This window comes from Parachlamydiales bacterium (assembly GCA_041671045.1).
GTDB lineage: Bacteria > Chlamydiota > Chlamydiia > Chlamydiales > JABDDJ01 > JABDDJ01.
Genome location: JBAZCF010000001.1, coordinates 216,292 through 230,159 on the forward strand (window position 1 = coordinate 216,292; position 13,868 = coordinate 230,159).

General features: G+C 42.0%; 10 protein-coding genes. 7 read left to right on the forward strand and 3 right to left on the reverse strand.

Annotated features, from left to right (window positions below):
- Positions 1-3 precede the first annotated feature (3 nt).
- Genes WC222_01060 through WC222_01070 form a run of 3 tightly spaced genes read left to right on the forward strand, consistent with a single transcriptional unit; the run spans position 4 to position 3,004 of the window.
- Positions 4-651 (forward strand): V-type ATP synthase subunit D, encoded by a 648-nt coding sequence (locus tag WC222_01060; protein MFA6914960.1) that lies wholly within the window; start codon positions 4-6, stop codon positions 649-651.
- Positions 644-2,566, forward strand: coding sequence for a V-type ATPase 116kDa subunit family protein (locus WC222_01065; protein ID MFA6914961.1), 1,923 nt, complete (start codon positions 644-646; stop codon positions 2,564-2,566). The genes WC222_01060 and WC222_01065 overlap by 8 nt, the downstream gene beginning before the upstream one ends.
- Before the next feature lie 15 nt (positions 2,567-2,581).
- Complete coding sequence (locus tag WC222_01070) at positions 2,582-3,004, forward strand: ATP synthase subunit C (protein MFA6914962.1); 423 nt, start codon at positions 2,582-2,584, stop codon at positions 3,002-3,004.
- 89 nt (positions 3,005-3,093) lie between these two features.
- Here WC222_01070 and WC222_01075 read toward each other — a convergent pair whose 3' ends face one another.
- Positions 3,094-3,543: a hypothetical protein gene (locus WC222_01075; protein ID MFA6914963.1), complete on the reverse strand. Its 450-nt coding sequence runs from the start codon at positions 3,541-3,543 to the stop codon at positions 3,094-3,096.
- Entirely contained in the window at positions 3,528-4,580 is a 1,053-nt protein-coding gene (locus WC222_01080) for a 3-deoxy-7-phosphoheptulonate synthase (protein MFA6914964.1), read from the reverse strand. The genes WC222_01075 and WC222_01080 overlap by 16 nt, the downstream gene beginning before the upstream one ends.
- A 57-nt stretch (positions 4,581-4,637) precedes the next feature.
- Between WC222_01080 and WC222_01085 the strand changes: the two genes are divergently transcribed.
- The 4 genes from WC222_01085 (at position 4,638) to WC222_01100 (ending at position 11,858) form a co-directional block, all read left to right on the forward strand.
- The gene (locus WC222_01085) at positions 4,638-6,086 is read left to right on the forward strand and encodes a hypothetical protein (protein ID MFA6914965.1); all 1,449 of its coding nucleotides are present in this window, start codon (positions 4,638-4,640) and stop codon (positions 6,084-6,086) included.
- Between the two features lie 139 nt (positions 6,087-6,225).
- Positions 6,226-9,027 (forward strand): J domain-containing protein, encoded by a 2,802-nt coding sequence (locus WC222_01090; GenBank protein MFA6914966.1) that lies wholly within the window; start codon positions 6,226-6,228, stop codon positions 9,025-9,027.
- A gap of 98 nt (positions 9,028-9,125) precedes the next feature.
- Entirely contained in the window at positions 9,126-10,472 is a 1,347-nt protein-coding gene (locus WC222_01095) for a sodium:alanine symporter family protein (GenBank protein MFA6914967.1), read from the forward strand.
- A 21-nt stretch (positions 10,473-10,493) separates the two neighbouring features.
- On the forward strand, positions 10,494-11,858 hold the full coding sequence (locus tag WC222_01100) for a sodium:alanine symporter family protein (GenBank protein MFA6914968.1): 1,365 nt from the start codon (positions 10,494-10,496) through the stop codon (positions 11,856-11,858).
- A gap of 179 nt (positions 11,859-12,037) precedes the next feature.
- Here the strand turns inward: WC222_01100 and glmS are convergent, their stop codons facing one another.
- Positions 12,038-13,864 (reverse strand): glutamine--fructose-6-phosphate transaminase (isomerizing), encoded by a 1,827-nt coding sequence (gene glmS / locus WC222_01105; protein MFA6914969.1) that lies wholly within the window; start codon positions 13,862-13,864, stop codon positions 12,038-12,040.
- Positions 13,865-13,868 lie beyond the last annotated feature (4 nt).

Genomic DNA, 13,868 nt, shown 5'->3' on the forward strand with positions numbered 1-13,868 from the left:
AGAATGGCAGAGATAAAACTTACAAAAAACGATCTGCGTAATCAGCAAATCCGCCTAGCCCAGCTAGAACGGTATCTGCCGACTTTGCAGTTAAAAAAAGCCATGCTTCAGGCGCAGGTGCAGGAGGCAAGGCAAGAGATTGAAGTACTCCAAAATTCTTACCGTCAACAGCACCAAAAAATCGAGTCTTTTTCTGCTGTGTATTCCTCATTTTCTAATATCAACTATGAGCAAGCTGCAAAAATAGATAAAATCCATCGCCGTTTTGAAAATATTGCAGGCATTGAAGTTCCTTATTTTGAGAAAATCGATTTTCGTCCCTACGAATATGGTCTTTTTGAAACGCCCATCTGGACCGATAGCGCTATTACAGGAATACGGAATTTAGTTTCTTCCAGTGTAGCTGTCGACGTTGCCAAAGAAAAAAAAGAGATCTTGGAGAATGAGCTGCGCGAAGTTTCCATCCGTGTTAACCTCTTTGAGAAAATTTTGATTCCCCGCGCTTTGCGCAATATCAAGAAGATAAAAGTATTCTTAGGAGATTTACAGTTGGCAGCAGTCTCTCAGGCAAAAATAGCCAAAACAAAGATTGTCAAGCGGCAGAAGAAACACTTAGAAGTGTTGGTTGCCGGGGAGGATCCTGATGCGTAAAGATGTGAACAAAATGCTCTTCGTAGGTTCTATACAACAGAAAGAAGTATTTTTTAAAAGTGCACAGGATTTGGGTATCGTTCATTTTATCGATATGTCCGGCGTAGGTACACACGATATCCCTGAGGATCTTGAGCATTTGACAAGAGCTCTAAAGATCATGCGCAGCCTTCCTGTCATAGAACAAGAGGATACAGAGAACTATCAGCTTGTAGATAGCATAGTCAATGAGTTTTTAGAATTGCACGAACGTATCGAAAAGCAGGCTGAGTCTTTGCGCATCCTGAAATTGGAAAGGGCCCGCGTTGAACCGTTAGGATTTTTCTCTAAAGAAGACATTCAGTACGTCGAGAAAGAAGGCGATACCAAAGTATTTTTCTATTGGGCCAAACACGGTACTGTCAGAGAGCAGGCCCTGCCGCAGCAGGTTATCTATATTAACTCTGACCATGGCATCGATTATTATATGGGAATTTCTAAAGAGCCGCTTTTTGTAGCGCCTTTAGTAGAGATGGCTGTAGATAATAGCTTGGAAGATCTGGATACAAAAATCCATGAGACAGAAAAAGCCCTTGCAAAAGATGATGAAAAACTTAAATCTTTTCAGAAATATTCTACTTTTCTCCACCACGCCTTAATTCAGAAGCTCAACAGATACAATCTCTTAAATACCCAAGAGTTTGTCGAGATGGCGATGGATGACGAAGTCTTTGCTATCGAAGGCTGGGTGCCTGAAGATAAAGTGGATCAGTTAGAAAAACTTTCCAAAGAATCAGATGTCTATTACGAACAGATTGCACGGGAAAGTACTGACGTAGTCCCTACGTATTTGGAAAATGAAGGTGTAGCACGTGTAGGTGAAGACCTGATCAATATTTTCGATGTACCTTCCAGCAAAGATAAAGACCCTTCCTTATGGGTGCTTTGTTTTTTTGCTCTTTTCTTTGCTATGATTATTGCAGATGCAGGCTACGGTCTTATTTTCTTAGGCGTTGTCCTGTTTTTACGTTTCAAATATAAAAAGATGAGCGGATTAGGACATCGTATATGGCTTCTAATAGGTATCTTAGCGGGAACATGTATTGTCTGGGGTACTCTCTCCAATAGTTTTTTTGGAATACCTCTCCCTCCTGACAGTCCTTGGATGAAGGTTTCAGTCATTAACTGGTTGGAGCGTAATAAAACGGATTACCATTGGGAGCATAAGGATGCTGTATACCAGGAATGGGTCAAGAAGTATCCGCAAATTGCAACGATGACAGATCCGACGGAAATTGCTATGACTGCGGCAGAGAAAAAACCTAACGGCCATATGTCCTATGAATTATATCATAAATTTACAGATAACATATTGATGGAATTGGCCATTTTTATAGGTATGGTCCACATCATTATTTCTATGCTGCGTTATATCAAACGGAAACCTAGCAATTTTGGATGGATTCTCTTCATCATAGGCTGCTATTTCTACATTCCAAAATACCTTGGCGCTACGACTTTGATGCAATTTCTGTTTGGATTTAATGTGGATACAATGGCCACAGATGGGATTTATCTCATGATCATAGGGTTTTCGCTTGTTTTAGGAATTTCCATATTCCGCCACAAGATTTTTGGCTTACTGGAGTCCCTAGAAGTCATACAAGTCTTCAGCGACGTCTTATCCTATTTGCGGTTATATGCTCTAGGTATGGCCGGAGTGATTATGAGTGAAACTGTCAATGATGGAGCACTTGCGATCGGGGGTATCATTGGAATAATCATCATGATTATTGGGCATACCTTCAACATTGTTCTCAGTATTATGGGTGGTGTGATACACGGCCTTCGTCTTAACTTCTTGGAATGGTATCACTACTCTTTTGAAGGCGGTGGTAAGGCCTTTAAACCATTAGAAAAAATGAAAATTGAATAATTAAGGAGACTGACTATGGAACTTGATATGATAGGCCCGGCCCTGCCCCTAGCCTTAAGCTCTATTGGAAGCTGCGTGGGGTGCGGTATTGCCGGCATGGCCTCGCATGCGGTAATGAGCAGGGTGGAAGAAGGTCACGGAAAATTTATTGGTATGGCTGCAGCCCCTTCATCACAGTCTATCTATGGCTTTTTGTTAATGTTGCTGATGAGTAGGGCAATTAAGGCAGGCACTTTAACAGGGATTGCAGGAATTGGTATCGGAGCTGCTACTGGCTTGGCGTTCATGTTTTCGGCCATCTATATGGGCATGTGCGCAGCGACAGGTATTCAGTCTTCAGCTAAACAGCCTTCCATCTACGGTAAGTGCTTTGTGGCATTGGGGATTATCGAATCATTCGCGTTGTTCACGTTTGTATTCAGCTTGTTGATCATATAGTATTTGGGGAGTGAGGCGGTACGCCGAACTCCCAAACTATGGGGAGCAGTATACATATGTTATCCTAAAGGATTGTCTTAATCCCCGTATCACAAGTCGGTACCTTCACCTACAGAAATTGTTTCATTCCAAAGAGTTTGGTTCCAGTAGCTGAGGGGGGTGCTGTCGCTCATCAGTACAGCCTTATACGTTGCAATCCCTCCAGTAGCAAGAAAGTTCTCGTTCATCAACTTCCACGAAGATGTGCCGCTTCTTTTACATAGGGGCAGATCTATTTCTTCTTCTTTTCCGGATTGATAGCGTAATGTGACTAGGATATGAATGCGTCCATAACATAAATACTCTGAGGGAAGATCCCATTTGACCACAAGCATCTGCCCGAAGTCAGGATTGCATAACGCAGGGTCAGGCGTACCGATATAATAGCTGGCGTATTGCTCTACCCCCAGGAATTCCGTGTAGAGTTCTAATGTGTTTTTGCAGCAACCTGCAAGCAATATGCAGAGCGCTAGTAGGAATGCCCTTATTGAGCCAGACATGATCGCTTGGATAAGGTATGTGTTAGAAGACGCTCATGCATTTCGAGAAGCATTGCCTCTGTTTCTTCCCAACCTAAGCACGAATCGGTTACAGAAACGCCATAGGATAGGGGTGCTTCTGCTTGCAGAAGCTGCTGCCCTTGTTTTAAGTGGCTTTCTAAAATAATGCCGCAAACAGATGAAAAACCTTCTTCGGCAGTTTCTAATAGGCTATTTAACACGTGTTTTTGTTTCTGCGGATTTCTTTGGCTGTTTCCGTGGGAACAGTCCACAACAAATCGTTTGACTAGATTGGTTTTCTCGAGTTTTTGTGCTGTGATTTCTAAGGAGGCTTTATCGAAATTAGTTCCATTTTCGCTCCCACGTAATACCACATGGGAAGCGGGATTTCCGCGGGATGTAATGGTAGACACCAGCCCTTCTGCATTAATACCTAGAAGCCTGTGAGGCAGGGAAGCTGAAACTGCCCCATTAATGGCGTTATCAATGCTGCCATCTGTGCTATTTTTGATGCCGATAGGAAAATCTACTGAGGAGGCCAATTGACGATGTGTTTGCGAAGTGGATGTTCTCGCTCCGATGCATGACCAGCTGATAAGATCTTCTAAATAAGGGACGGTCAACGGATCCAATAATTCTGCTGCTGTAGGGATGCCTTTTTGAGCGATATCAAGAAGAAATTTCCGCGTCTGTTTTATTCCCTCTTCAATATCTTGGGTACCGTCAAGGTTAGGATCATAAAGCAGCCCTTTCCAACCTCCGGCAGTGCGCGACTTTTCGTAATAAGTACGCATGACAATAAATAAAGTCTCTGAAGTCTTTTGAGCTAGTTCACGTAATTTGGTAGCGAATTGCAGTCCTGCTGTGATATCGTGAATAGAGCAGGGGCCTACAATAACAATCCAACGTGGATCTTCACCCTGTAATATCCGGCGAATTTGCTGCCGGGTATTCTGAATAAATTGTGAAATATGCCCATGGGCTGGTAGCAACGTTTTTATTGCTGCTGGAGAAGGTAGAGGTTGGATGACTGGCATAATTTCTTATTAAATTGAATTAAGCATTTACTTTATCAAAATGGTGTTTTTTGCTCGATGGATAAAGCAGATAAATTTCTTAAAACGCTTACAGACCAAGTAAACTTTCCTTCGCTGGAAACTATATATACCCCCAGCAGCGAGCAAGGGTACATAGCCGAGTGTTCACGCGGTAAAATCACTTTGCGCGCTAAAAATTCTCCCGAGCTAATTCAAGGCGTTTGTCAGTCCTATTCTTTATGGAAATCAGGATTCATTTCGGAATTAAATCAGAAGCACACCCCCATTTTTACTTTACGACCTTTTTGCCTGGAGAAATCTCCTCTCATCATAGAGTTTTTGGATGCAGCAGCCCCCGATATACAAAACCGTATCGATGTATTGTGCGAGAATATACTTGCCTTAGGCTGCAATGCTTTGTGGGTTTCAGATTGGGATAAAGAACAATTGCAGTTACCTGAGGAAGTCTTGCAAAGACTAAGTATAACCTCTCAAGACTATGGATTGAGTTTCGGAAGTGCTAGGAATAATGAAATTGTGATGGATCATGTCATCCACTTTGCAAAAGAATGGGAAACCCCTCTTTCTCGTGAACTTAACGATAGGGGAATCAGCAAGTTGGATAGTATCCTTGAGGATGCTGAGCAGAGGGCTTCTGATTTAAAACCCAAACAGAAGTTAGTTTTGGTCTACCCTAAAATACATTCCGAGATTAGTTTTTGGGAGAAATTACTTGCTAAGCTTCCACCGCAGTGCTTAATAGGCTTTTTATGCCAGGATGCAGCCGCTTTTCTGAAATTGTGCAGGGGATTAGGAGAACGCTACCGAGGGATGTTGATTCCGATTATCCCTACAGCAGGTTGTGGCGGGGGGTTATGGCCCCATCTTTATGTAGAAGGGATAGATGAGATTTTTTCTTCTCCTCTACTACCTGTATGGCATACGATCGCTTTTTCAGGAACTTATCTTCCTCCGCAAGGAACTCTTTATCACTGCCTTCTCTGGTCCCTTGCGCAAAGGGTATGGAAACCAGGGCATTCGTTGAGCCAATGGGTAAGGCAGTGGTTTAGCACCTATAACCCTTCCTTGGATTTTGACCAGATGTATCCACATTTGATGGCGTTAACGGCATTATCTTATGATGTAAAAAGTTTTTATGGAGCCGGACAACAAGCGGATTACGATAAGCAAAAATCTTTTATTGAGATGTCCTTAAGTAAAATAAAATATCTAAATACTATTCCTTGGCCGGCAGAGGTGTCTTCCGCTGTTTGCCATTGTCTAACTGACCTCCGAAGGATGCTTTTACAGCATCTGCTCAATGGCCAAATCTCTCTTCCTCAGATTGTCGATGAACAAGATTTGAAAGGCGGGTATTGGACCACTATGCATGGCAGCCCAGGACAGGCCGTTCGTTCCGGGGTGACGATACGATTTCTTGACATTCCGCAGAACTATTCTAAAGAAGATGTGCACTGGTGGAATTCCTCTATCTTTTTGAGCTGATAAAAAGAATGCTACAGATCTTTTTATCAGGATTCTAACTTGATTATATTCATAATAGTTAAATTTATTAAATTATTTCTTAATGAAATATTAACAATCAAATGTTATAATTGATTTTTATTTATTTTTAGGTGTTAAAATGGCGAATGTGGGCATATATACGGTTGTTCTAGACAAAACAATTCATATAGATCATGAACTGCTTGATAAGTTTAATTCTGTAGACTCTAAAACTAATAGAATAGGTTTTTATGTTCTAGGAGATGGATTTCATCTTACTACAGAAACTTTGGCTAAGGATCTTAATGTTTCTTTAAACACTAATCTCGCTTCCCTTTCAGCACTTTTCGCTTCACCTAATGCCCTTTTGGATGGTGTTACCGGTGAAAGAGAATTATGTGGGAATTTCTTACCCCATCATGCAGTGGGTGCGGCAAAACTCTTTAACTTTCTAAATCAGAAAATAGAAAAATATAACGGAAAGATCCACGCTATCTTTGAAAATAGATTTATTCGTTTTTTAGCTGCAATACCTTTAGTTGGATCCTTCGTAAGATCGTTTTTTTCAGAGGCTTTTGACCTCAAAGAAATGGAAAAAAGATCTATCAAAGCTTTTTTTGTTGTGGGTAAGACCAATATTGCCACGCAAGAAGATAATGACAATATTACTAACCTAGTCACAGAGCGTAACGACACTACGGAATTAAATTATCTAGAAGTCTTTAATCATTTTCAAAAGATACTACCGTATAGCCTCAACGCTGAAAAATTCAAAACTGAGATGAATGACCCCACTATTGTAACCCGAGAGCTAGCTTTAAGAAAATTCATTGACCTGACAAATCTGTATAATACAGCCAAAGATAATCAAAAAACGAAACTAGACCTAACTGAAAAGGTCAATTTCAAATTAACTGATGAGGAATGGAGTAAACTGTCCACTCATGCTCAAGAGGTTTATTATGAGCGCTTAAGACAGCTTATCCCTCAACTATCCAAAGCAAAATCCATTCGAGAAGGAAATCTACAAGAAGCTGAAGAGGACTCATATACAGCTTTAAGGGACAAGTGTAATCAGCTTTTAAGAGAGCTTGCATTAGAAGATAATATAAAGAGAGAACTCCCGATGATTTTAGTCGAGGAGGTTGAAACTGCGAAGAAAACTGTACTAGACGCTTATGGCCGTTGGCAAGCGAAGAGGGTAGAAAAGCTAAAGGATCAGTCTGTCGAAGATGTGCTAGGATCTAAAGATTTTTCTGAATGCCAGAAAAGGTATCGAGCTTTAATGCTCAGATGGGGTAGTAACCCATCCTATGAGTCCAGCAGAACAATTCTTAATAATGCGTATTCTAAAATTTTGTTGGGCCAAATGGTTTCATTACCTTGCAAAAAGTCAGAGCATAGACTCCCTGAGGAATTTATTGATGCAATAAGTTTGGAGGAACTCCAATCGCATAATAATCGTTTTTTAGAACTGTTAAAGGATTATAAGAACCTACCCACACCTAAGCAGTACCGTCCGGCAGATGAGATAAGTGCTTTTGTAAAGGAAGGGTATGAAAGAACCAAGGAGCGTTTATGCAAAGCACTCCAATGCGTGCGGAAAAATAAAAAAGAATTTGCCCTATCAAATAAAGAAGCAGAAGCACCTAAAGACCCTAAAAAGCCTTTGCTATTAACGTTTGGTACAGATAAGCCCAAGTCAGTCAGTATTGAAAAATTACAAAAAATGTTTTCATGTATTGAGCAAGTAATGTGCGAACGTGATGACCAAGCTGAGAGCACCTCCATCAATACAGATTTGGGAAAGGAAATATACGCAGAAATAAATAAAACTCTGCAATCTCTTTGTGAACAGTTTGTACAACACTATGCAGAATACCTTAAAGATAATTACCAGCAAATTATGGATCTTACTGTAAAGGCGCTTCCGCAGTCAAATAATCCCTTCGTAAGGTTTCTCGATACAATCCAAGCTGCTTGGAAAGCAAGATTTGAAGAAGAAAAAGCGAACTTTGAAAGGGCTGAACGGCAGTTTAGTATCGTTCTCTTCCAAGAAAAGGCAAGCGTTATAAGTTATGCTAAAGATTATAAATCTAAAATCATAAAAGAATTGATTCTGCCCTATATGGATAAGAATTATGTCGATATGTTCATGGATAAAGAAGATGCGTATAAGCGTTCATTAGCATTAATAGAGCTTCATAAGATGCTGGAATCGGATGAGAGACGCTCCATTGTAGATATCTTAGATCCTAATAAAGAGTTGAGTGAAAATCTTGAGCTGTTAGAAGAAAAGAAAATTGCCCTTATGAATGCTATTGCTACAGAACTTAGGCAGAGAAATGAGAAAGAAGATCCTGTCACCGTAGCAAAGATCAAAAAAATTCAAGCCTATGTTGAAACTGAATGGAATAAACTTCTCAAAGAGAAGTACCCCGTCCTCTTTGAATACTGCAATATAGTGATCGATATGAATGTTGATAAAAGCGTATCTGCTTCATTAGATCAGAAAAAACTAATTCTTGAAAAACTAGCCGAGTATAAAAAAACGGAAAACCCTGCCTCAATCAAAATGAAAATAGTCTATGTAGAAACACTCTTTGCTATTGCTGAGCAGTTAGGGCTTGCTAAGCAAATATCATCAATGGGTAACTTTAGTGAGGATTCAACACAACAGATCCTTAGAAACCAAATTCCTAATTATTACAGTGCTTCTGACGAAACAATTCGTAAACATTATGTTACGCTACAGTATGGGATTCCATTCGCTTCAACTCTAGTGCAAATCAAAAAACGTTATCGTCACATCAGTATAATCCTGCACCCTGATAAAAGGAGCTATCCTGCTGAGGTAAATGTCTCTAAAGAGGTTTTAGAATACATCGAAAACAAGCATAAGCTTTTGCCTAAAGAAAGTTTTATTGTGGATGGGGAGTAATCCTATTCGAGCTGTAAGAAGATAACTTTTAAAGTTCTTGATTAGAAATAGTTTAACGTTATTAAATTGTGGGATTATTCGTCGCGACGGAGAATTTCATGTTAATTATTCATTGGTTAGAACTACTTAATTCATGGCTTTGGAGCGGGCCCTTGCTGCTCTTGCTATTCGGCACAGGTCTTTACCTGACTATTATTCTTAAAGGATTTCAGTTTCGATATCTAGGGTACGCTTTTCGCGCCGCAATAGCAAAACAACAAACTCAAGCCAAAGGTGACATTAGCCATTTTGAAGCATTGATGACTTCTCTTGCCGGTGCGATTGGAACCGGATCTATCGTCGGGGTTGCTACAGCTGTTGCCGTGGGCGGCTTAGGTGCCATTTTCTGGATGTGGGTTACAGCATTATTAGGAATGGCGACTAAATACGCTGAATCTCTTCTTGCTGTAAAATATCGTCATATGGATGCCCGCGGTGAGATGATCGGCGGCCCCATGCAATATATAGAAAATGGTCTGGGCTGGAAAAAGTTTGCTATATTGTTCGCTGTCTTAGGCGTGATCGCAACTTTTGGCACCGGTAACATGGTTCAAGTGAATGCCATAGTCGAAGGGGTCGGACATGTCTGGAATATCAATCCTCTTTGGACAGGGCTTGTCGTATTAGTTTTCACCGGTTTAGTTGTGATTGGCGGTATCCGCAGTATTGGACATGTAGCAGCAGTTCTCGTCCCTCTTATGGCAACTTTCTATATTATCGCAGCATTAATAGTCATTGGGGCTCACATCGAACATATTCCGGCTGCCTTGCAGCACATTGTTTCAAGTGCATTCACCGGACAAGCGGCAATAGGCGCCTTTACAGGTTCAACGGTTGTCTTAGCTTTGCAGTTGGGCATTTCAAACAGTATTTTTTCCAATGAATCCGGACTGGGTATTTCAACGATTGCCGCCGCCGCAGCAAAAACTGATAGCCCCGCACGTCAGGGGATGATTACAATGACCGGTGCGCTGATTTCCACAATGATCGTCTGCACTATGACAGGGTTGGTTTTATCCGTAACAGAGGTTTTAGGTGCGACTACACTGGAAGGGCAAATGTTAAACGGCGCTTCTATGGCAATCACAGCCTTTAAGAAAACGATTACCGGCGGTGAATACGTTGTAGCTATCGGCCTTATATTGTTTGCCTATACTACAATTATCGCATGGGCATATTACGGTGAGAAATGCTTTGAGTATCTTTTTGGCGAAAAATGGATCTATTTCTATCGCATCATCTATATTCTTGTGATTTTACCAGGCGCTATTTTAGATCTTGAAACCGTTTGGTTGGTTGCCAACGTGGCAAACGCTTTAATGGTTATTCCTAACCTGATAGCAGTTTTAGGTCTATCTAAAGTCGTTGTATCTGAAACAAATAAACTCATCGAAGAAACTAAATAAGGAGTATTGCAGTTGGACACAGTGTTATCATGGATGGATATACTTTATGCTTGTATTTGGAGCTGGCCTCTTCCACTTCTCGTAATGGGTGTGGGTTTATATTTCACAATCCGTTTAGGAGGAATCCAATTTACCCAATTGCGTTATGCACTCTCTTTAGTCTTAAGGCATGAAAAATCACAGGCTAAGGGAGATATTTCGCATTTCGAATCCTTAATGACCGCCTTGGCAGCCACTATCGGCATAGGTAACATCGCAGGTGTGGCAACAGCTATCACTGTGGGCGGAATGGGTGCGCTATTTTGGATGTGGGTAACCGCAATTATCGGCATGGCTACGAAATTTGCTGAGGCAGTGTTAGCCGTAAAGTATCGTACCATGGACAAACGTGGCGAGATGAGCGGTGGACCTATGTATTTTATCGAGCGTGGTCTCAATTGGCGTTGGTTAGCTTTTGCATTCGCTTTCTTTGGTGCCATCGCAGCTTTTGGCGGGGGCAACATGCTTCAGGCTAACTCTGTTGCTGACGTCATGAAGGCAACATTTAATGTGGATCCCAACTGGACAGGAGTTGTTTTAGCTGTATTGGTGGCACTGACACTCATAGGGGGGATCAAAAGCATAGGTAAAGTAGCCAGCGTATTAGTCCCTTTGATGGCTATCATCTACATCGGTGGCGCCCTTGTTGTGTTGGTCACGTTTTGGGAGAACATTCCTCAAGTATTTGTAAATATCGTGACAGCTGCATTTACTGGTCAGGCAGCTTTTGGCGGTTTTATGGGTGCGACTATTGTAATGGCAATTCAAGTAGGGGCAAGCCGGGGGTTGATGACGAGTGAAGCTGGATTAGGAACAGCTTCTATTGCAGCAGCGGCCGCAGTGACAGACGTTCCTTGCCGTCAAGCTTTAGTCTCTATGACAGGTGCTTTTCTGGCAACAGTCATCATGTGTACAGTCACGGGCCTAGTGATTGGGGTGACCGGGGTGTTTGGCAGCGTGGATGAAGCCGGAAAGCTGATGACAGGCGCTAGTTTGACATTAAAGGCTTTTAATATGGCTATTCCAGGTGGACATTATATTGTCACGGTAGGTTTGATTCTTTTCGCTTTTACCACTATTGTAGGCTGGGCTTATTATGGCGAAAAGTGCATGGAATATCTGATGGGTGAAAAAGCAATCCCTTGGTACCGCGCCTTATTTACACTTGTAGTTATTCCCGGAGCTATTTTGGATCTTGAGATTGTATGGAAGCTTTCTGACATCACAAACGGGTTAATGGCCTTCCCTAACTTGATAGGACTGATTGCATTAGCAAGTGTTGTTTTTGCAGAAGCGAAAGAGTTTGCGCAACAACGCAAGCTGGAAATCGCTGCAGAAAAAGGGTAAGGTAAGCAAACCCTGTCCTAGTGTAGGAGTGCGGCGACTTGTCGCCGCTTTCATAGCCCTCGACTTGTCGAGGGCATCATACAATGTTTTTAAAAAGATCGTTTACTCGCTTCGCTCATTCGCTGGCTAGCTTCATGTAGCCATTTCGTGGCAAAATACTGCTTCGCAGTTATTAGCTACTATTCTACAGTGACGGACTTAGCTAAATTGCGTGGTTGGTCAATGTCCGAACCGCGGCTTAATGCTACGTAGTATGCAAATAGTTGGGCAGCCACAGTGGATAAGATAGGGGCTAATTCATCAATTGTAGAGGGCACAAGGATTACATCATCCGCTATCCCTTCAAGACCTTGCATTCCTTCTTCTGCAATTGCCAGGATAGGGCCATTGCGTGATTTGACTTCCATGAGATTGCTCATGAATTTGTCCGCAGTTTGCTTATTAGCGCAGAATGCCACTGTGGGGCAGTTCTCTCCAATAAGCGCAATAGGGCCGTGTTTCATTTCGCCGGCAGCGTATGCATTGGCATTGATATAAGAAATCTCTTTTAGTTTTAATGCCCCTTCCATTGCTGTGGGGTACATATAACGTCTTCCTAGGAAGAAGAAATTCTCGTAGTGGGAATATTTCTCTGCAAGTTGTCGTATGCCTGAAGCCATCGATAGAACTTTTTCAACTTGCTCCGGTAATTTTTCAAGCGCAGTAATAAAATCCTGTCCTTCTGTTTTGGAAAGATGGCGCATACGGGCCATTTGAAGTGCGAGAAGGGTCAGAATGACTACTTGGCTTGTAAAGGCTTTAGTGGAACAAACTCCGATTTCCGGGCCTGCGCGCAGGAAAAGGGTGTTGTCTGCTTCTCTTACTAAAGTAGAAGAGTCAATATTGCAAATGGCTAGGATGTTGGCGCCTTTTGCTTTCAGTTCGCGCACTGCGGCTAGTGTGTCAGCTGTTTCGCCTGATTGGCTTATCGCTATGACTAATGTTCCAGGAACAACGACGGGATTTTTGTAGCGGTATTCTGAGGAGATCTCTACTTGCGTGGGGATACGGGCTAGATCCTCAAAAAGGTAGGTTGCAAGATAGCCTGCATGCCAAGAAGTTCCGCAAGCTAGTATGAGGATACGTTGTATTGACAACATGTCGTTGGGATTCATGCGCAGTTCTTGGAATGAGGCAGTGCCATATTCTTTAATAATGCGTCCTTCAATAGCGTTGCTTATGGTCGTTGGCTGCTCAAAAATCTCTTTCAGGGTAAAGTGCTCGTATTTTCCCTTATTGATTTCGCATGCTGAAGCTGAAAGCTGTTGCATTTCGCGTGATATGGGGGCAAGGTCTACGCTGTATAGTTCGATTTTATTTGCATCGATAACAGCAATTTCATTGTTTCCCAGGAAGGTTACTTCACGTGTATATTCGCCGAATGCTGTGGCATCGGAAGAGACAAAGGCTTCATTCACGCCTAGTCCAATTGCGAGGGGCGCATGGTGGGCGAAGGCAAAGATTTTACCGGGGTAGTCTTTATGAATGAGTGCGATAGAAAATGCCCCTTGAATTAGTGTCAGCACATGTTTTATTGTTGCAAGCAAATTGCCTTCATAATTTTTTGCAATAAGATGCGCTACGACTTCGGTATCTGTTTCCGAAGTGAATTTCACACCTTTTTCTATCAGCATACTGCGCAGGGCTTGGTAGTTTTCTATGATGCCGTTGTGGACTAGCGCTAAAGTTTTATTCTCATCCAAATGGGGGTGGGCATTGATCTCGGAAGGTTTGCCATGGGTAGCCCAACGTGTGTGTGCTATGGCGAGATGGGCATTGTCCGAGTGGCCATTCAGCACTTTTTCTAATTCTGCGACTTTACCGCGCTGTTTGTTGAAGGAGATGTTCCCATTTTCTAAAAGAGCTATCCCGGCAGAATCGTAGCCACGGTATTCTAAGCGTTTTAGCCCTTCAATAGCTATCTTTGCAGCTTTACGATGACCTGTGTAACCAAAAATTCCGCACATAAGT